The sequence below is a fragment of the Pseudomonas sp. NFIX10 genome (genome assembly GCF_900111955.1).
Classification (GTDB): Bacteria; Pseudomonadota; Gammaproteobacteria; order Pseudomonadales; family Pseudomonadaceae; genus Aquipseudomonas; species Aquipseudomonas fluorescens_AA.
Window position 1 is genome coordinate 54,100 of the sequence record NZ_FOKH01000004.1, and the last position, 18,981, is coordinate 73,080.

Sequence of the window (18,981 nt, forward strand, 5' to 3'; positions counted from 1 at the left end):
GTTTTTGCGCACAAAAACAGAGCGTTATTTATTTTTTGCACCAGCAAGATGCATGTCGGGCGCTAAGCTCAAATTAAATCACCCCGATTTGGAAGTCTTCTATAGTGAACAACCAACCCATCGATATAGCCCTCACCATCAAAACCGAACGAACGGCGCGAGAATGGTCAATCGGCGAGCTTGCCCAGTTATCGGGCGTATCAAAGGCAATGATCAGCAAAATTGAGAACGCACAGGTCAGCCCGACCTCGACCATCCTGGGCCGGTTATCGGGGGCTTTCGGCTTGCCCCTCTCCACCCTGCTGCATCGAGCCGAGGGACGCTCGGGACTTCTTTCAAGGGCGGCGGAGCAGCCGCGCTGGGTAGACCCGGAAACGGGCTACGCGCGCCAGCAAGTCTCCCCGCGGGAGGGCTGGCCGCTGGAGCTCATCAGCGTGCAACTGCCCCCGGGAGTGCGCATCAGCTACCCCGCCACGGCCTACGCGTTCCTTCATCAGCAGGTGTGGGCCACGCAAGGCACGCTGACGTTTACCAAGGGCACCACCACCTACATCCTGGAGCAAGGCGACTGCCTGCAATTGGGGCTGCCTGAAGAAGCCTGCACGTTCGAGAACACCACCTCGCAGGTGTGCGAATACGTCATAGCCCTGATTCGCAAGTAACAACCGTCCCATCGGCACCCGCCTGCGACATAGGCTGGTGCCAGCGTCCATTTCGCCGACCTTCAACCAGGTACGACGTGCGCTCCCGGATGGTCGCCAGAGCAACCGTCGCCAAACCGACATCCAATCGTCATCCCACTGTCGCTGAAATGCCATGACGTCTGGGTACTGTGCTCGCCAATGAGATCGATCTCAAGCGAGTGACAATGACTGATTTGAAAGAAGTGGCCCGTTTGGCAGGGGTTTCCCGGGCAACCGCGGCCCGCACCTTTGCCTCCCCTGAAGTGGTGCGTCCGGCGACCCGCGAGCAGGTGTTCGCCGCCGCCCGCCAGTTGGGTTTTCGGCCCAATCGTCTGGGTCGTCAGCTGCGCCTGCAAGTGACCAAGCTGATCGGCGTGGTGGTGCCCAATCTGCTCAATCCCGTGTTCGCCGAACAATTCCAGGCCATGGAGCGCGCTGCGCGTTTGCGCGGCTACAACCTGCTCCTGGCGACGACCGACTACAGCAGCGAGCGCGAAAGCCTGGTGGTCGAGGAGTTGTTGCGCCAGCGGGTCGATGGCCTGGTCCTCACGGTAACCGACGCCGAAAGCAACCGCGTGCTGCAAAGCCTGGACAGCGAGGACACACCTTTTGTCCTGGCCTATCACCAGCCGGGCAATCCGCACTACAGCGCCGTGTCGGTGGACAACCGCGCCGGCATGGCCCTCGCCACTCGCTATCTGCTGGAAGCCGGGCATTGGCGCATTGGCATGGTTGCCGGTCCGGCCCTGCAATCGGACCGTGCTCGCCTGCGTTACGCCGGTTATTGCGACGCCATGGGCGAGGCCGGCCTCGACAGCCTGCCGGTGATTGAAATGCCCGCCCATACCCAGGCTGACTTCGCGGCCATCGCCCCCTTCCTGCAAGGTCCGCAGGCGCTCAGCGCGCTGGTTTGCTCCAACGATCTGTTGGCCATCAGCCTGATCGCGCAACTGCGTCGCAACGGCTGGCACGTGCCCCAGCAGCTCTCGGTCATGGGGTTCGATGGCATCGCCCTTGGCACTCAAATGCACCCAACGTTGTGCAGTGTGGTGCAGCCCATCGAGACCTTGGCCTGTACCGTAATCGATCAATTGCTCGCGCAGATCGCCGGCGCCACACCGGTTTCCCATTGCCTGCCCTGCCATATCCGGCCGGGCGAAAGTACTCAATCCTACGAGGAGACACTTGATGATCCGCTTCAGTAAAACCCTGGCGACGTTGCTGTTTTGCGGCGTTGCCAGCCTGGCCCAGGCCGCCGAAACGGCGATTTGCTACAACTGCCCACCGGAGTGGGCCGACTGGGGCACACAGCTCAAGGCCATTGCCGATACCACTGGCGTGCAGGTCCCGCTGGACAACAAGAACTCCGGGCAGGCACTGGCGCAACTGGTCGCCGAGCAGGCCGCGCCTGTGGCGGATGTGGTGTATTACGGCGTGACCTTCGGTTTGCAGGCACAAAAAGCCGGGGTGGTCGGCACCTATCAACCCAAGGGTTGGGAACAGATTCCGGCAGGCCTGAAAGATCCACAGGGACACTGGTTTGCCATTCACTCCGGCACCTTGGGCATCATGGTCAACGTCGATGCCTTGGGTGGCTTGCCTGTCCCGCAAAGCTGGGGCGATCTGCTCAAGCCCGAGTACAAAGGCATGGTCGGTTACCTTGATCCATCCAGCGCATTTGTCGGTTACGTTTCCGCGGTGGCGATCAACCAGGCCATGGGCGGCAGCCTCGACGACTTCACGCCAGCGATCGATTACTTCCAGAAACTGGCGAAAAACTCGCCCATCGTGCCCAAGCAGACCGCTTATGCGCGGGTGCTGTCCGGGGAGTTGCCGATTCTGGTGGATTACGACTTCAACGCCTATCGGGCACGTTACAAGGACAAGGCCAACGTCGCTTTCGTGATCCCCAAGGAAGGCAGCATCAGCGTGCCCTACGTCATGAGCATCGTCGGCAACGCACCGCATCGGGCCAATGCCGAGAAGGTCCTGGATTTCGTCCTGTCCGACCAGGGCCAGGCGCTCTGGGCCAAGGCCTACTTGCGACCGGTACGGGCGACGAAGATGCCTGCCGACATCGCTGCGCAGTTCCTGCCAGACAGCGATTACGCACGGGCCGGCGTGGTCGACTACCAGCAGATGGCGGCGGTACAGGAAGCCTTTTCCGCACGTTATCTGAAAGAGGTCAAGTAAGTGACCGCCTCGGTAATAAAAGCCCGGGGAGTCCCTTCGGGCCAGGCCACGGCGCCGCGTTTGCGGCTGACCGCGGCCTGGGCCCTGGCGCCTGCGGCGGCGGTACTGTTCGCATTCTGGTTATTGCCGCTGGCGCACCTGATCGTGCTGGGCGGGCAACATCGCGATGGCGGCGAAAGCGGCTATTGGCAGGTACTGAGCAGTGCGCAATACCTGGGCAGTCTGGCTCAGACCTGCCTGCTGGCCTTGGCGACGACCCTCGCGGCACTCCTGGTGGGCGGCATCAGTGGCTTTTTTCTCAGCCGCCAACGCTTCTTCGGCCGTTCGCTGCTGGTCGCCTTGTTGACCTTCCCGTTGGCATTCCCCGGCGTGGTGGTCGGTTTCCTGGTGATTCTGCTGGCCGGGCGCCAAGGGTTGTTCGCCAGCCTCGGGCTCGAGCTGGCGGGTGAACGCTGGATCTTCGCCTACTCGCTGATGGGGTTGTGTCTCGGTTACCTGTACTTTTCGATTCCGCGGGTGATCCTCACGGTGATGGCCGCTTGCGAAAGCCTGGATCGCAGCCTGGAAGAAGCCGCTCAATCCCTGGGGGCCGGTCACTGGCGAGTGGTCTGTGATGTCATCGTCCCCGGCCTGGCACCGGCATTGGTGTCGTGCGGGGCGATCTGCTTTGCGACCTCCATGGGGGCGTTCGGCACGGCCTTCACCCTTGGCACCCGTCTAAACGTGACCCCGGTGGCGATCTACAACGTGTTCACCAACTACGCCAATTTCGCCGTAGCCGCTGCGCTGTCGGTGGTGTTGGGGGCGCTGACCTGGGCGGTACTGCTGCTGGCCCGACGGCTGGCGAAAAATTCGAGGACCGTCTTGTGAAGCGCTCAACACTGTTTATCGGCCAGTTGGTGTTTACCCTGCTGGTCTGCGCATTCATGTTGGTGCCCGTGCTGATGTCGCTGCTGGCCGGGCTGACGCGCAATTATTTCCAGGGCATCGCCAGTGGCCTGACGTTCGATTGGTTGCAGCAGGTCTGGCAGGCCTATTCGCCAACGGTCTGGCTATCCCTGCAACTGGCCGTGGCCTGTGCGCTGTGCGTCTGCGTGGTGGGTGTTCCAGCGGCTTACGCGCTGGTACGGATGAACAACCGCTTCAGCCGTGCGTTCGAGGAACTGATGGTGCTGCCGGTGGCGATGCCAGGCTTGGCCAGCGCCCTGGCGTTGCTGCTCACCTATGGGCAATTCGGTGACTTTCGCAGCAGTTGGCTGTTCATTCTCGTCGGCCATGTGCTGTTCACCTTGCCGTTCCTGGTGCGCCCGGTGATGGCGGTGATGCAACGTCAGCACCTGCCCGTCCTCGAAGAAGCCGCGGCCAGCCTTGGCGCCGGGCCGCTACGACGATTCTTCAGTGTGGTGGTCCCCAACTGCCGGGCGGGAATCCTCGCCGGGGTCTTGATGGTCGTCACGCTGTCGTTGGGCGAGTTCAACCTGACCTGGATGCTCCACACCCCGATGACCAAGACATTGCCGGTAGGCCTGGCTGACAGCTATGCCTCGGCCAGGCTGGAAGTGGCCAGCGCCTACACCCTCATATTCCTGCTGATGATCGTGCCGCTGTTAATTGCGTTGCAGGCCATCAGCGCCCGCCTTTCCCGTGGAGAAAAACGATGACCGGAACCACCATTCGCCTGGCGGGTTGCCGCAAGGCGTTCGCGGACGGCACCGTTGCCGTACATGATCTGGACCTGACCATCAATGCCGGGGAAACCCTGGCGATTCTCGGCCCATCCGGTTGCGGTAAAACCACGACCTTGCGCCTGATCGCCGGTCTTGAGCGTCCGGATGCGGGGCAGGTGTTTTTTGGCGACACCGACGTCACCCGCCTGCCCATCGAACGACGCGACGTAGGCATGGTGTTCCAGAACTATGCGTTGTTTCCCAACCTGGATGTGGCCGGCAACATCGTTTATGGCTTGAAAATTCGCGGCATGGAGCCTGCAGAGCGAAACAAGCGTTGCTCGGAGTTATTGGAACTGGTGGGGCTTGAGGATCATGGCAAGCGCAGCATCCACGAGCTGTCCGGCGGTCAACGCCAGCGGGTCGCCCTCGCCCGCGCCCTGGCGCCCAAGCCTCGGGTATTGCTGCTTGACGAACCGTTGGCGGCACTGGATGCGCAGTTGCGCGAACGCCTGCGCAGCGAGTTGGATCAGTTACTGCGCCATCTGGGCATTACGGCGGTGTTCGTCACCCATGACCAGGGCGAAGCCATGGCCTTGGGCAATCGGATTCTGGTCATGGAGCACGGTCGTGTCGCGCAGTTGGCCAGCCCAAGGGACATCTACCAACACCCGGCCAACACGTTCGTCGCCAGTTTCGTCGGCAACCTCAACGCTTTTCCAGTGCTCGAGCACACGCCCCAAGGCTTGAAAGTCCATGGCGGAGAGTTGCCATGGCGGGGGGCTGGCCGGCCTGCCACCGTCTATTGCCGCCCGGAGCATTTGCGGGTGATGGACAGCGAGGGGCATCTGCGCGGGCGCCTGGTGGGCCAGTTTTTCCAGGGTGCCCAAAGCCGCCTGTTGGTGGAGGTCGGTGCCACCCAGCCATTGCTGGTAGACAGCACCGACAGCGTCATCCACGCCCCGGGTGCCCTGATCGGCTTGGCCGTCGAGCCGCAAGTGCTGTTCACCCTGTCATCGTGACATTCGTATTTTCAGAGGGTTTGTCTTGAAGCGTCCGTTTCTTGTTGCGCAAATCAGCGATTTGCATCTTAAAGCCGGGGGAAAGCTGACCTATGGTGTGGTCGATACCCTCGCCGCGTTGCGTCGTGCGATCGATCATTTGAATACCCGCGTGCCGCGTCCCGACGTCGTGGTGATCAGTGGTGACCTGGTCGACTTCGGTCGCCCTGACGAATATGCCGTGCTGCACCCCGAATTGGCGCGCCTGCACATGCCTTGCTACTTGGTGCCCGGTAACCACGACAACCGCGAGCATCTGCGGGCGGCATTTGCCGATCACGACTACTTGCCAAGCCTGGCCGGAACCCCCTTGGATTGGGTCGTCGAGGTGCATCCGCTGCGCCTGATCGGCCTGGACAGCACCATTCCCGGTGCCCATGGCGGCCGCTTGCTGGACAGCCAGTTGCGCTGGCTCGATGAACAGCTGGCCGCCCGCCCCGATGCGCCAACGTTGCTGGTTTTGCATCATCCGCCGTTTATCAGCGGCATCGGCCACATGGACCGTGAACCGTTCATCAACGCGCCGGCATTGGAGCAGGTCATCGCCCGCCACCCACAGGTTGAGCGTTTGCTGTGCGGGCATTTGCATCGGCCGATGCAGCGGCGTTTCGGTGGCAGCCTGAGCTGTGTATGCCCCGGCGTCTCCCATCAAATCGTGTTGGATCTACAGCAAACCGCTCCAGCGCACTTCAATCTGGAGCCGCCCGGGTATTTGTTGCATCACTGGCATCCCCACGGGCTGGTGACCCATAACGGCGTGTTGGGTGAGTATCCCGGCCCCTATCCTTTTTATGACGCTCACGGATTGATCGACTGATAACCCAAGGACTTTCATGGTGCTGTTCTGAAGGTGCTCCTCGGAGGTTTGAACCACTGTCCCATTCCATTGATTGAAGTTTCTTAACGTTTTTTTTCACGCCTCGGCCAATCGACTGATCGGCTGAAGGCTTCCTGCTGCCTTTTCAATATGCCCGGAACAGTGATTCCGCGGTGGAGTTCGTCCTGATGAAAGCCCTATTGCAAACACTGAGTTTTTTAACTGGCGGTGTGAGTCTGGTCCTGAGTCCGTTGGCGTCGGCTGATTTTATCAGCGACAGCAAAGCCAACTTGAACTTGCGCAACTTCTACTTCAACAACGATAACCGTGATGGAGCCGCCGCGCCTTCGAAGACCGAAGAATGGGGCCAGGCCTTCATGCTCAATTATCAATCGGGGTTTACCGACGGCACCGTGGGGTTCGGCCTGGATGCTATCGGGTTGCTGGGCCTGAAGCTCGACAGTGGCGCGGGCCGTCATGTCGGTGGCTCGATGTTTCCCAATGACGGGGACAAGGCGGCGGACCAATGGGCCCGTCTCGGTGCCACGGCGAAGATGCGCGTCTCCAAGACCGAGCTGCGGTACGGCACCTTACAGCCGAAATTGCCGATCCTGGTCTCCAACGATGGCCGTTTGTTGCCTCAAACGTTCGAGGGGGGGCAAGTCACCAGCAATGAAATCGACAACCTGACCTTCACCGCTGGCCAGTTGGAGCACGCCACAGGGCGTGCGTCCAGCGACAGTGCCGGCCTGGCCGTTGCCGGCGGCACCCAGGAAAGCAATAAATTCACCTTTGCCGGTGGCGATTACAAACTGACCAAGGATCTGACCGCGCAGTATTACTACGCCAATCTCGAAGACTACTATCAACAGCACTTCGCCGGTTTGCTGCATGTCTTACCATTGGGTGAATACGGTTCGTTGAAAACCGACCTGCGTTACTTCAAGACCACGTCCGATGGCAAGAACAGCAGCGCCGCCGGTCGCGCCAGTGGTTACAAACTCGGCGGCTTTACCAAGGACGGCAGTGGCGAAATCGACAACGATACCTGGAGCGCAGCGTTCATTTATTCGTTGGGCGGCCACGCCATTACCGCGGGTTACCAGCGTGTTTCCGAAGACAGCAACTTTACGCAACTGAACCAGGGCGGCCTGGTGGGCAAAGGTGAAGGCGGCGCGAGTCTTTATCTCTACACCGACCGTACCATCCAGACGTTCATCCAGGCCGGCGAGCGCACTGCATTTGCTCAATATGCCTATGACTTCGCAGCACTTGGCGTTCCAGGCTTGAAGGCCTCGGTGATGTACCTCAAGGGCGATAACATCCAGACGGCCAGCGGCCGGGACGCCAGTGAATGGGAGCGTGATATCTCCCTGGACTATGTGATCCAGAGCGGCGCGTTGAAGAATGTCGGCTTCGGCTGGCGCAACGGGATGTCGCGAAGCGATATTGCCCGCGACCAGGATCAGAATCGCCTGTTTGTGAGCTACAGCATTCCGTTGATGTAATCGTGCGGGAGGAAGGAGCCGGAAGCACGCCCACCGCGGCTCCTTTCCCCCGCCCTGTTGCGCCGACACAACAGCGTGCACCTTCGCGGGGGCACGCTGATTCGCATGATCAGGCAATAATCAGCCCGGATCGTGCAAGCCCCCCCGACTATTCCTTCCTATAGTTAACCAGAGCCAAACCATCTGGAGCTGGTCCCCCTATGAGCGCCCTGAACATTAACGGCCGTGAATACACGGTCGACGTCGACCCTGGCACCCCTATCCTCTGGACCCTGCGCGACACGCTGGGCATGACCGGCACCAAGTTCGGCTGCGGCGCGGCGCTGTGTGGCGCCTGCACCGTGCACCTGGATGGCCAGGCCATTCGTTCCTGCGTGACCCCTATCGCCGCCGCCGAAGGCAAGAAGATCACCACCATCGAAGCGGCAACCAACGGCAGCGATCCGGTCGGCAGCGCCGTGCACGAGGCGTGGGTCAAACACGACGTGGCGCAATGCGGCTACTGCCAGAGTGGCCAGATCATGAGCGCAACGGCTTTTCTCAAGGCCCAGCCCAAGGGCAAGCAGCCTACGGCGGCCGAGATCGATTCGGCCATGGCCGGCAATATCTGCCGTTGTGGCACCTACGCCCGAATCCGCGTCGCGGTGGCTGATGCCGCCAAAGCCATTGCCTGATCGGAGCTGACCATGCTGAACGAAATCTTCCCAAACGAGCTCCCCCGCGCCTTGCAACATATGCTTGAACGCGGCGAGGATGACGGCCCCGCTGCCCTGCCCCGGCGCAGCTTCCTCAAGATCGTCGGCATCGGCGGGCTGGCCTTGGGGGCGTTTCCACACCTGGCCCTGGCGCAGGAAGCCAATGGCGCCGTCGCAGCGCCGCTCAAACCGACCCAGCAACCCTCCGCATTCGTGCAGATCGCGCCCAATGGCGAGGTCACAGTCACCATCAATCGGTTGGAATTCGGCCAGGGCGTGCAGACCGGCCTGCCCATGATTCTCGCCGAAGAACTGGATGCCGACTGGAGCCTGGTGCGCAGTCGCAACGGCAGCAACGACGCGGCCTACATGGACCCGGCGTTCGGTATCCACCTCACGGGTGGTTCCAACACAATCAAGAACAGCTACACCCAGTACCGCGAACTTGGCGCCCGTGCGCGCGCCATGCTGCTGGGTGCGGCCGCCGCGCGCTGGAACGTGGACGTGGCGAGCCTGACCACCCAGGCCGGCATGGTGCTCGGCCCGGAGGGCCGTAAAGCGAGCTACGGCGAACTGGCGCAAGCCGCGATGGCGATGCCTGTACCCGAGCAGATCACCCTCAAGGATCCCAAGGATTTCCGCATCATCGGCCAGGCCACCACCCGCATCGACGCCAAGGCCAAGAGCAGCGGCCAGCAGGATTTCGGCATCGACATGCACCTGCCGGGGCAACTCACGGCGGTCGTCGCCCGCCCACCGGTGTTCGGCGCCAGAATCGCTGCTCTGGACGACAGCGCGGCGCGAGCCACCAAAGGCGTGAAGGCCGTGTTGCGCGTACCGCTGGATGGCGGCGCCGAAGGTGTCGCGGTGGTCGCCGACAGCTACTGGCAGGCGAAGCTGGCACGGGATGCGCTGAAGGTGGAATGGAACGCGTCCGCCGTGGAAAAGGTGGACAGCGAAAAACAATTGGCTCAATACCGCGAGCTGGCCAGCCAGCCCGGCCCGTTGCACTTCGATGCCGACATGACGCCGCTTGCCAGCGCGCCGCATCAACTGGACGCCGAGTTTGTGTTCCCCTACCTCGCCCATGCCCCCATGGAACCGCTCAATTGCACCGTGCAGCTTGCCGGCAACGGCGCTCAGTTGTGGGTCGGCACGCAATTTCCCGGCGGCGATGCGGCCGCCGCCGCCAAGGTGCTGGACCTCAAGCCCGAGCAGATCCAGGTGAACGTGCAAACCGCTGGCGGAGGTTTTGGCCGGCGCGGCGTACCCACCAACGATTTCGTGGTACTGGCTTGCGAAGTGGCCAAGGCCGCCCGCACCGCCGGGGTCGATGCGCCTATCCGCACACTCTGGAGCCGGGAAGACGACATCAAGGGCGGCTACTACCGCCCCATGCACCTGCACCGTGCGCGCATCGGTTTTGATGACACTGGCAAGGTTCTCGCCTGGGACCACGCCTTGGTTGGCCAATCGATCATCACCGGCACCGTGTTTGGCGGGCGGGTGAAAAATGGCATTGACCCGACCGCTACCGAGGGCCTGCGCAACCCGTATCCGCTGCCCATGCGCCTGACGGTGCATCACCCGAAACTCAACGTCCCGGTACTGTGGTGGCGCAGCGTCGGTTCCACCCATACGGCTTTTGTGATGGAAACACTGATCGACGAGATCGCCCGCACCACCAGACAGGATCCGGTGGCCTACCGGATGAAGTTGTTTGGCGACCAGAGCCCACGCCATCGCGCGGCGCTGCAATTGGCCGTGGACAAGAGCGAGTACGGCAAGCGCCAGCTACCGGCGGGCCGTGCCTGGGGCGTGGCGGTCCACGAGTCGTTCAGTTCGGTGGTGGCTTATGTGGTCGAGGCCTCGGTGCAGGATGGCCGTCCGGTGCTGCACAACGTGACCGCTGGCGTGCACTGCAACCTGGCCGTCAACCCACGCAGTGTCGAGGCCCAGGTCCAGGGCGCGGCGCTGATGGGCTTGTCGATGTGCCTGCCCGGTGGCGCCATCACCCTGAAAGACGGCGTCGTGCAGCAGAGCAATTTTGCTGACTTCAGCGTGCCGCGCATTACCGACATGCCGGAATTCGCCGTCCACATCGTGCCCAGCGCCGAGCCGCCCACGGGAATGGGCGAACCCGGCCTGCCAGCGCTGGCCCCGGCGTTTGCCAACGCCGTGGCGAGCCTGACGGGCAAACCGTTGCGTGAATTGCCGTTCAAGTTGGCATGACCGGCAACGGTTTCACCTGCTTCGGTTTGCGCCGTTAACGCAGATGATCAGCATCGATCACAGCCTGGGCGAACGCCTGCGGCGCCTCTTGCGGCAGGTTGTGACCGATGCCGCCGTCGATCAGGCGATGCTCATATTTGCCGGTGAAGCGCTTGGCATAGGCTTCAGCGGGCGGATGGGGAGCGCCGTTGGCGTCGCCTTCCAGGGTGATGGTCGGTACGCCGATCGACGGGAATGTTGCCAGTTTCTTTTCCAGCCTGTCGTACTTGGCTTCGCCCTTGACCAGGCCCAGGCGCCAGCGATAGTTGAAGATTGAAACCGCGACATGATCGGGGTTCTGCAAGGCGACGGCGCTTCGGTCGTACGTTGCGTCATCGAAGTTCCACTTCGGCGACGCCAGCTTCCAGATCAGCTTGGCGAAGTCGTGGGTGTTTTTCTCGTAGCCCAGGCGGCCACGCTCTGTCGCAAAGTAGAACTGATACCACCACTGCAACTCCGCGGCCGGCGGCAACGGCGCCTTGCCGGCCTCCTGGCTGCCGATCAGGTAGCCACTGACCGCCACCAGCGCCTTCACCCGCTCCGGCCAAAGGGCCGCGACAATGTCAGCGGTGCGTGCGCCCCAGTCATAACCGCCCAGCACCGCCTGCCTGATGTTCAGCGCGTCCATGAAATCGATGAGATCGCTTGCCAGTGCGGAAGGCTGGCCGTTGCGCAGGGTCTTGGCAGACAGGAAGCGTGTATCGCCATAACCGCGGGCGTAGGGAATCAACACACGATAGCCCTTCTCTGCCAGCGCCGGCGCCACATCCGCATAGCTATGGATGTCGTAGGGCCAACCGTGCAACAGGATCACCACCGGCCCATCGGCGGGCCCGACCTCGGCATAGGCAACGTCCAGCAGCCCGGCCTTGACATGCTTGAGCGGGCCGAACGACGTGTGGCTGCCGGGGGTAATCGCGCCGACAGTGCTCGCCGGCACATCGGCCGCGCTTGCCTGGGATGAGGTCAGTCCCAAGGCGCCAAGCTGCATCATTGCCAACGCCAGAAGGGTTGGCGCGAGCCGGCGGCGATGCCGGGAAGCGGAGGTAGGGTTTATATCCATGTGAAGCTCCTTGCGAACGACGTGGGTGAGCCGGTGAGACGGCTTGGGCTGTCTCGATGGGCCCCATTTGACGTTGGCCAGGTATCGCGGATGTGTCAGCGACGGGCTTGAATGCAACGGCACGTATCGGCCATGTCCCTGGGTACACAGAGATACATGCGTGTTACGCGCTTGCTGCGGGTTTCGATCGAGGGGCCGGCCAGTCGCTTAAAGTGGCTTCCCATGAAACGCCTGCCCCAACACCGCCAACCGCTCCGCCAACGGTGGCAAGCATTGGCTGCTGCGGGTCAGGATGCCGATGTTGTCGGCGTTGCGCTCAGCCACGGCCTGCACGCTTTGCAGACGCTGGTTGATGCCCATCGACGCCTTGGATTGTTCCTGGGTGGTGCTGGCGATCAGGTCGTTGAAATGATTGATCACGGCGATGTCCTCGACGACGGCGTGCAACAGTTGCGAAGCCTGTTGGCTGGCGGACACGCAGCGCTCCACCCCATCGCGGCTGTCTTGCATCGCGGCGGCGGCCTGGCGGCTGCCTTGCTGCAGCTTGGCGATGATCTGCTGGATCTCGGTGGTGGACGTCGAGGTCTTTTGTGACAGGGTGCGGACCTCGTCAGCCACTACCGCGAACCCTCGGCCTTGCTCACCAGCCCGGGCCGCCTCGATGGCGGCGTTGAGGGCCAGCAGGTTGGTCTGCTCGGCAATGCCGTTGATTACATCCAGCACCTGACCGATCTGCTGTGCCTGGTCGGCCAGGACCTGCACGGTTTCGTTGGTCAGGTTGATGCGCCCTGCCAGCTCGACAATCTCTTCCCGGGTCTGGTCAACCGTGCTGCGCCCGCGGTTGACCTGCTCGTTGGCCTGGCCGGCGCGCTGCAGGGTCTGGTCGACATGGCCGGCGATGTTCTCCATGGCCTCGACCAGATGGCTGATCGCACCACTCATCTGGGCCACTTCGTCGAGTTGGTGACGGGCGCCGGTTTCCAGGGTCTGGCCAACCTGGGACAGGTCCTGGCCCAAGTCCGACAGATTGCGGGTGTCGCGCACCACGCCGTCCACCAATTGGGTGACCTGCTGGAGGAAATGATCGAAACGCTCACTCGAAGAGACCTTGACGCCGTCGCTGCGCTGCCTGTCGGCGTCGTTGCTCAACTGCGCGGCCGCCGCCAGTACCTTGTCGAGCACCTCCTGGTTTTCCGTGGCGTCGGCCAGGCTCTGGTTCGCCAGGTAAATCAGGATCACGCTTTCCACCACCACGTAGAACGCGTGAAGAAAGATCATCGACCAGCCACCGTGGGTGTCCATGACGAATACCGGATAACCCTGGTGTTGAAGCCAGTGAAAACCAAGGTGATGAACCGCGATGGTGGCGGCGGCAACGACAATCGGCAGCCAGTCACGGTAGAACGTCAACACGGCCAGCAGCACGAAGATCCCGAAGTGGAATTCGATCACGCCGTGGGTCTGGTTGATGTGCAATGCCGCCATGATCATCAGCGCCACGGCGATGACGCAGCGCATGACCCGAGTGCCAGCCAGGACGCGATAAAGCGCGGTGCTTGCCACGCAGGTTGTCGCCCCCACCAGCAGCGCCTGGGTGAACGTCGAGTGCAGGAATGCCAGGCCCAGGGAATACAGTAGCGTGAGCCAAAGCAGCCCCAGCATGATGCGGTCGGCTTTACGGTGGTGATCGTTAAAGCGCACGGGCGATGTCATGGGGGTCGTCCTTTTCAGAGACTTGGAGGTCCGTTGCCGAATACCGCTAATGGCTTAGCGGCGTTTCGAGACGAAACTTTAACTGATTATCATCAATTAGTAGCACAGCGCCACCAAGCTTTTCTCAGCGGCCTTTGCTTTATGATGTCCGCCATCTCATGACTGACTGATGGAATCCCCATGACTTTCGATTTCGACACCGTATTGGAGCGCCACGGCACCGGCAGTACCAAATGGAGCCGTTACCCGGCCGATGTGTTGCCAATGTGGGTGGCCGACATGGACTTCCCCGCCCCACCGGTGGTCATCGACGCGCTGCACAAGCGCCTCGAACATCCGATGCTGGGCTACAGCGTCGCCCAGGACAATCTGCGCGCGGCCATCGTGGCGGACCTGAGGAGCAAGTACGCCTGGCGCGTCGAACCTCAGCAGATCGTGTTCCTGCCTGGCGTCGAGCCGGGTTTCAACATGGCACTGCATGCCCTGGTGGCCCCCCGACAGAATGTCGTGGTGCAGGTGCCCAACTACCCTCCGCTGCGCCACGCCCCCGGTCACTGGCAGTTGAACAAAGTGGAATTGCCGTTCACCCCGGTCAAGGGTGAATTCCACACGCCGTTGGCCGCGTTGCGCGAAGCGTTGCAGGGCGGCGGCGCCCTGTTGCTGAGCAACCCCCACAACCCGCTGGGCAAGGTGTTTGGCCGCGAAGAACTCAAGGCCGTGGCGGACATTTGCCTGGCGCAGGACGCCTGGATCATCTCCGACGAAATCCATGCCGAATTGTGCTTCGACGGCCGGGTGCACATTCCGACCGCCTCCCTCAGCCCGGAAATTGCCGAGCGCACCATCACCCTGATGTCCGCCAGCAAGGCCTACAACATCGCCGGGCTGAAAACATCGTTCGCCATTATCCAGAACGCCAAGCTGCGCGAGCGGGTCAACAACGCGCGGGCCGGCATGGTCGACAGCGTCAATGCCCTGGGCCTGGAAGCGACCCGCGCGGCCTACAGCGAAGCCGGCCCATGGCTGGAGGCCTTGAAAGCCTATCTGCAAGCCAACCGCGATTACCTGGTCGAGGCGGTGAGCACCCGTCTGCCGGGCATCACCATGACCGTACCCCAGGGCACTTACCTGGCCTGGCTGGATTGCTCCGGGCTGGGGCTGGATAACCCACAAGGGTTCTTCTTGAAAGAAGCCAAGGTCGGGCTGAGTGCCGGGCTGGATTTTGCTGACGATGCCGGGCAGTTCGTGCGCCTGAACTTCGGCTGCCCGCGGGCGTTGCTGGAGGAAGGCATCGCGCGGATGGAGCGCAGCCTGAAAGCCAGGGGCTGATTCAACTGCCAATGCCCCTTGTGGTGAAGGAGCAAGCCCCTTGCCACAAGGGTTTGAGCTTTATTCATGCATATCCGGCGCATGGACAAAGCACAGCTTGTTCCCCTCCGGGTCGCGGCAATACGCACCGAAATAACCTTCGCAATACTGCGGCCTCGGACCCGGTGGACCTTCATCGGTACCGCCCATGGCCATCGCCTGCTCCCAGGCAGCGCGGACGGTTTGCGGGGAGTCGGCGGCGAAGCTCACTTGCATGCCATTGCCCCAGGTCGCGGGCAGGCCATTGAAAGGCAACTGGACAAACACCTGCGGCCAATGCTTGCCGGGCTGACGCCAGCCTTCTCCCGGCGGGCCCGAATCGCTTTCGCCCTCGATGCGCTCCAGCCCCAGGCAGCCGAGGACTGCATCATAAAAAGCGACCATTGTCGGCAGGTCGCGCGCGCCGATCTGTATGTGGCTGAACATTGCCCTGCTCCTTAAACGACTCCTGTACTGACATTGGAGAATACAGGCTCGTCCAATGTTCGCCAGGCTTCTCTATTCGCCGACGAAACGCTGCTTGTCACGCTTATCGACTGGCCGGACAATTCGACCGAACTCTGCCCGAAAATCCAAAGTCCACCCTCCATCGCAACCCACCTGGAGAACGACGATGGTCGACTACCCTTTCCCGCCTTTCCCTAAACAAAGCCAGCCGGTGCCCGGCACCCAGCGCAAAATGGACCCTTACCCGGACTGCGGCGAACAGAGCTACACCGGCTCCGGACGATTGGCGAACAAGATCGCCCTGATCACCGGCGCCGACAGCGGCATCGGTCGCGCCGTCGCCATAGCCTTCGCCCGTGAAGGTGCGGATGTGGCGATTGCCTACCTGGACGAGCATGAAGACGCCAAAGAAACCGCACGCTGGGTCGAGCAGGCCGGACGCCAGTGCCTGTTGTTGCCCGGTGACCTGGCGGACAAAGGCCTGTGCCGCAAGATCGTCGATGAAACCGTCGCCCGCTTCGGCCGTATCGACGTCCTGGTCAACAACGCCGCGTTCCAGATGACCCACGAAAACCTGGAGGACATTCCCGACGAAGAATGGGTGCGCACCTTCGATATCAACATCACGGCGATGTTCAGGATCTGCCAGGCCGCCGTGCCGCACATGAAGCCTGGTGGCTCGATCATCAATACCAGCTCGGTCAATTCCGACATGCCCAAGCCGACGTTGCTGGCCTATGCCACCACCAAAGGCGCCATCGCCAACTTTACCGGTGGCCTGGCGCAGATGCTCGGGCCCAAGGGCATCCGCGTGAACAGCGTGGCGCCGGGACCGATCTGGACGCCGCTGATCGTGGCGACCATGCCCGAGGAAGAAGTGCAGAATTTCGGTTCCCAGACCCCCCTTGGCCGCCCTGGCCAGCCGGTTGAAGTGGCGCCGATCTATGTGCTGCTGGCCTCGGACGAAGGCAGCTACATCTCCGGGGCCCGTTATGGGGTTACCGGGGGCAAGCCGATGCTTTAGGCATGGCATTTACCTGTGGGAGCGAGCTTGCTCGCGATAGCGGTGAACCAGTCACCATTGATGCTGCCTGGGCTGCCCCTATCGCGAGCAAGCTCGCTCCCACAGTGGACTGTGCCCAGCCAGTCGATCGGTAACAGCAGTGCCCTTGACACAAGGTATCGGCGGCAGTGCTCAGGACGGCTCCTTGGCAATCACCGAGATCTTCCCGTTGCGCTCGATGATCGCAAACTTGATCTGTTCCAGGGTCTCGATGCCCTGGCTGGAGCGTGCCGCTTCCATGATGTCCGCCTCCACCAGCCGCGCATGACGCATCCGGCCGCGCAGAATTCGTCCGTCCTCGACGATGATGGTCGGGCCACCGTCGATCAGGCGCGACACCCATTGGGAGCGCAGCTTGAGCAATGAGAAGCCGACATCGATGGCAATCAGCGTCACGATGACCATCAGCGCGTTGGTCATCGAGAAATCATCCCCCAACAGCGCCTGTTGAGTGGCCTCGCCGATGATCATCAACAACACGAAGTCAAAGGTGGTGAGTTCTGCCAGCGAACGTCGCCCGGCGATTTTGAACAACACCATCAACGCCGCGTACATCACGGCAGCTCGCAGCACCGAATCCATAGGTCACCTAAGGAAAAATGAACTGATTGAAACTCACCGAGGCACCGCGGGGGGTTGCGATGCGGCAGTGATAGGTCCCGAAGCCATCGCCAAGCAATGACAGGTGCAGGCTGGCCTGGCCTCGTTCATCGGCTTGTACCCAGAGGGTCATGCCCTGCCCCGCGCCCGCCGAGCGCATCGGTGCAGGTTGCAACGCTTGCACCTCGAAACCCTCCAGCCAATCGCCACCCAACTCGACTTCCAACACGGCGTTGGGCTGGCCCTTGAGACGGATGACCAAGGCGTTGCTGGAGCCGTTGCGGTGGAAAGCCTGGTACTCGACGCCAAGGTTGCCGTCGTCGCTGTGCAGCTCCCGGTTGCTCAGCGGGCCACGGGAAAACAGCCCCAGCAAGGCCAGGACCACCAACAACACCAACACGTACCAGCCGACTCGTTCGAAACGCCAGACCTTATGCTGGAACGCCATGTCTTCGCGTACCGGAAACTGGCGGCTCCGGTGGTCGTCCTGCTCGTATGGATCGCTCATGGCCCCGCCCCCTATCGCCGCTCGCCGGCCACGGCGCGCTGGTGAAAGCCGGGCAGTTGTTGCAACACGTATTCGGCGGCCTGCAATTGCACCTGACCGCGACTGCCGAAGAACCGCACGCAACGACTGAACAGCGCTCGCTGACCGTTCACATCGAACGCCCAGGCAAAGCAGACAGTGCCGGCGGGTATTCCATCCTTGTCGTCTGGCCCGAGCAGACCGGTGGTGGCCACCGCCGCGTTGGCATTGGCATCGTGCAAGGCACCGAGGGCCATCTCCTCGGCGACTTCGCGGCTGGTGAGATTGAACGTCTCGATGGTGCGTGGGCTGACACCGAGCAAGCGCTGCTTGGCCTCCGGGGAATACACCACATAACCGCTTTCGATCAGTGACCCACTGCCGGGCACCTCGGCCAGCAATGTGACGATCTGTCCGGCGGTACAGGATTCGGCCGTGGTCAGGCGCAGGTCATGATCGCGCAGGTAATCAACCAGGATTTGAGCAACAGTCATGGCAGACGGTCCTTCAGGGATGCTGATGTGTTGACCCCTGCCGTTGTGTTTCATTCCCTTTATCGCCCCGTCGGCCAGGACCAGCAAATAAATGAAACCCGGGTGTTTTTTTGTGCCTCAAACCCAATAAGGGCCTCATGCAGAGGCCGTCCTGATCAGGAGGTCGTCATGTCCGCACCTTTCGTCAAACTGTTCACGCAGCCCGAATTCGCCTGGGCCGACATACGCGAGCAAGAACAGGCACATCCACGCCATTACCTGGCTCATTTGCTGTTGCTCGCGCTGATTCCCGCGGTATGCCTGTTCATCGGCACCACCTGGACCGGATGGAGCCTGGCCGAAAACGAAACAGTACGGCTCAGCAGTGCCAGCGCCCTTCAACTGTGCGTGCTGCTGTACCTGACCAGCGTCGTCGGCGTCACGTTGATGGGGCTGTTCATCCGCTGGATGTCCCGCACTTTCGAAGCGCGCCCGACGGTCAACCAATGCATCGGTTTCGCCGCCTATACCGCAACGCCGTATTTCCTGGCCGGAATCTTCGGGCTTTACCCGAGCCGCTGGCTGGCCGTGGCGGTGCTGTTGCTGGCGTCGGCCTACTCGACATTCCTGCTGTTCGTCGGGCTACCCAAGTTCATGGGCCTCAAGAAGGAACAGGGCCTGCTGTATTCGGCAAGTGTCTGGGGCGTGGGCCTGCTGGTCCTGGTGACGATCCTGGTGGAAATGATCCTGCTCTGGTTCAACTACCTGCAGCCGGAATATTTGCGTGTCCCGGTGGGCTGAACGCATTTCAGATTACCGATGACAGGGGCTTG

At 61.9% G+C, this 18,981-nt stretch carries 19 protein-coding genes; 13 read left to right on the forward strand and 6 right to left on the reverse strand.

The window, feature by feature from the left end; all coding sequences use genetic code 11:
- The first annotated feature begins 104 nt into the window (after positions 1 to 104).
- The 10 genes from BM321_RS05060 (at position 105) to BM321_RS05105 (ending at position 10,856) form a co-directional block, all read left to right on the forward strand.
- On the forward strand, positions 105 to 662 hold the full coding sequence (locus BM321_RS05060; RefSeq protein WP_092441744.1) for a helix-turn-helix domain-containing protein: 558 nt from the start codon (positions 105 to 107) through the stop codon (positions 660 to 662).
- A 206-nt stretch (positions 663 to 868) separates the two neighbouring features.
- Entirely contained in the window at positions 869 to 1,888 is a 1,020-nt protein-coding gene (locus BM321_RS05065) for a LacI family DNA-binding transcriptional regulator (RefSeq protein ID WP_092199789.1), read from the forward strand.
- Entirely contained in the window at positions 1,872 to 2,876 is a 1,005-nt protein-coding gene (locus BM321_RS05070; RefSeq protein ID WP_092164552.1) for an ABC transporter substrate-binding protein, read from the forward strand. The genes BM321_RS05065 and BM321_RS05070 overlap by 17 nt, the downstream gene beginning before the upstream one ends.
- A 15-nt stretch (positions 2,877 to 2,891) precedes the next feature.
- Positions 2,892 to 3,746 (forward strand): ABC transporter permease, encoded by an 855-nt coding sequence (locus BM321_RS05075; protein WP_092165015.1) that lies wholly within the window; start codon positions 2,892 to 2,894, stop codon positions 3,744 to 3,746.
- Entirely contained in the window at positions 3,743 to 4,537 is a 795-nt protein-coding gene (locus BM321_RS05080) for an ABC transporter permease (protein ID WP_092326518.1), read from the forward strand. The genes BM321_RS05075 and BM321_RS05080 overlap by 4 nt, the downstream gene beginning before the upstream one ends.
- Positions 4,534 to 5,565 (forward strand): ABC transporter ATP-binding protein, encoded by a 1,032-nt coding sequence (locus tag BM321_RS05085; protein ID WP_092441745.1) that lies wholly within the window; start codon positions 4,534 to 4,536, stop codon positions 5,563 to 5,565. The genes BM321_RS05080 and BM321_RS05085 overlap by 4 nt, the downstream gene beginning before the upstream one ends.
- Positions 5,566 to 5,590: 25 nt before the next feature.
- Positions 5,591 to 6,421, forward strand: coding sequence for a phosphodiesterase (locus BM321_RS05090; protein ID WP_092441746.1), 831 nt, complete (start codon positions 5,591 to 5,593; stop codon positions 6,419 to 6,421).
- Between the two features lie 188 nt (positions 6,422 to 6,609).
- Positions 6,610 to 7,929 carry an OprD family porin gene (locus tag BM321_RS05095; protein ID WP_092326513.1) on the forward strand — a complete coding sequence of 440 codons (1,320 nt, stop codon included), beginning with the start codon at positions 6,610 to 6,612 and terminating at the stop codon, positions 7,927 to 7,929.
- Between the two features lie 200 nt (positions 7,930 to 8,129).
- Positions 8,130 to 8,603 (forward strand): (2Fe-2S)-binding protein, encoded by a 474-nt coding sequence (locus BM321_RS05100; RefSeq protein ID WP_092441747.1) that lies wholly within the window; start codon positions 8,130 to 8,132, stop codon positions 8,601 to 8,603.
- A 12-nt stretch (positions 8,604 to 8,615) separates the two neighbouring features.
- Entirely contained in the window at positions 8,616 to 10,856 is a 2,241-nt protein-coding gene (locus BM321_RS05105) for a xanthine dehydrogenase family protein molybdopterin-binding subunit (protein WP_092441748.1), read from the forward strand.
- A gap of 34 nt (positions 10,857 to 10,890) precedes the next feature.
- Here BM321_RS05105 and BM321_RS05110 read toward each other — a convergent pair whose 3' ends face one another.
- Together BM321_RS05110 and BM321_RS05115 are read right to left on the reverse strand one after the other, a co-directional pair.
- On the reverse strand, positions 10,891 to 11,958 hold the full coding sequence (locus BM321_RS05110) for an alpha/beta fold hydrolase (RefSeq protein ID WP_092441749.1): 1,068 nt from the start codon (positions 11,956 to 11,958) through the stop codon (positions 10,891 to 10,893).
- A 207-nt stretch (positions 11,959 to 12,165) separates the two neighbouring features.
- Positions 12,166 to 13,671, reverse strand: coding sequence for a methyl-accepting chemotaxis protein (locus BM321_RS05115; protein WP_092441750.1), 1,506 nt, complete (start codon positions 13,669 to 13,671; stop codon positions 12,166 to 12,168).
- A 180-nt stretch (positions 13,672 to 13,851) separates the two neighbouring features.
- On the opposite strand from BM321_RS05115, the gene BM321_RS05120 reads away from it, so the two are divergent.
- Positions 13,852 to 15,000 carry a MalY/PatB family protein gene (locus tag BM321_RS05120; protein ID WP_092441751.1) on the forward strand — a complete coding sequence of 383 codons (1,149 nt, stop codon included), beginning with the start codon at positions 13,852 to 13,854 and terminating at the stop codon, positions 14,998 to 15,000.
- A 60-nt stretch (positions 15,001 to 15,060) separates the two neighbouring features.
- On the opposite strand, the gene BM321_RS05125 is transcribed toward BM321_RS05120, so the two are convergent.
- The gene (locus BM321_RS05125) at positions 15,061 to 15,465 is read right to left on the reverse strand and encodes a VOC family protein (protein WP_092441752.1); all 405 of its coding nucleotides are present in this window, start codon (positions 15,463 to 15,465) and stop codon (positions 15,061 to 15,063) included.
- A gap of 187 nt (positions 15,466 to 15,652) precedes the next feature.
- Here BM321_RS05125 and BM321_RS05130 point away from each other — a divergent pair, with 187 nt between their 5' ends.
- Positions 15,653 to 16,510: an SDR family oxidoreductase gene (locus BM321_RS05130; protein WP_092326503.1), complete on the forward strand. Its 858-nt coding sequence runs from the start codon at positions 15,653 to 15,655 to the stop codon at positions 16,508 to 16,510.
- A 171-nt stretch (positions 16,511 to 16,681) separates the two neighbouring features.
- Here BM321_RS05130 and BM321_RS05135 read toward each other — a convergent pair whose 3' ends face one another.
- The 3 genes from BM321_RS05135 to BM321_RS05145 are packed head-to-tail and all read right to left on the reverse strand — an operon-like array spanning position 16,682 to position 18,169.
- Complete coding sequence (locus tag BM321_RS05135) at positions 16,682 to 17,131, reverse strand: DUF421 domain-containing protein (protein WP_072405547.1); 450 nt, start codon at positions 17,129 to 17,131, stop codon at positions 16,682 to 16,684.
- Positions 17,132 to 17,138: 7 nt separating this feature from the next.
- Positions 17,139 to 17,657 (reverse strand): hypothetical protein, encoded by a 519-nt coding sequence (locus BM321_RS05140; RefSeq protein WP_092441753.1) that lies wholly within the window; start codon positions 17,655 to 17,657, stop codon positions 17,139 to 17,141.
- Positions 17,658 to 17,668: 11 nt separating this feature from the next.
- Positions 17,669 to 18,169 carry a CinA family protein gene (locus tag BM321_RS05145; RefSeq protein WP_092441754.1) on the reverse strand — a complete coding sequence of 167 codons (501 nt, stop codon included), beginning with the start codon at positions 18,167 to 18,169 and terminating at the stop codon, positions 17,669 to 17,671.
- 168 nt (positions 18,170 to 18,337) lie between these two features.
- On the opposite strand from BM321_RS05145, the gene BM321_RS05150 reads away from it, so the two are divergent.
- Entirely contained in the window at positions 18,338 to 18,949 is a 612-nt protein-coding gene (locus tag BM321_RS05150) for a Yip1 family protein (RefSeq protein WP_092441755.1), read from the forward strand.
- The last annotated feature ends 32 nt before the right edge of the window (positions 18,950 to 18,981 follow it).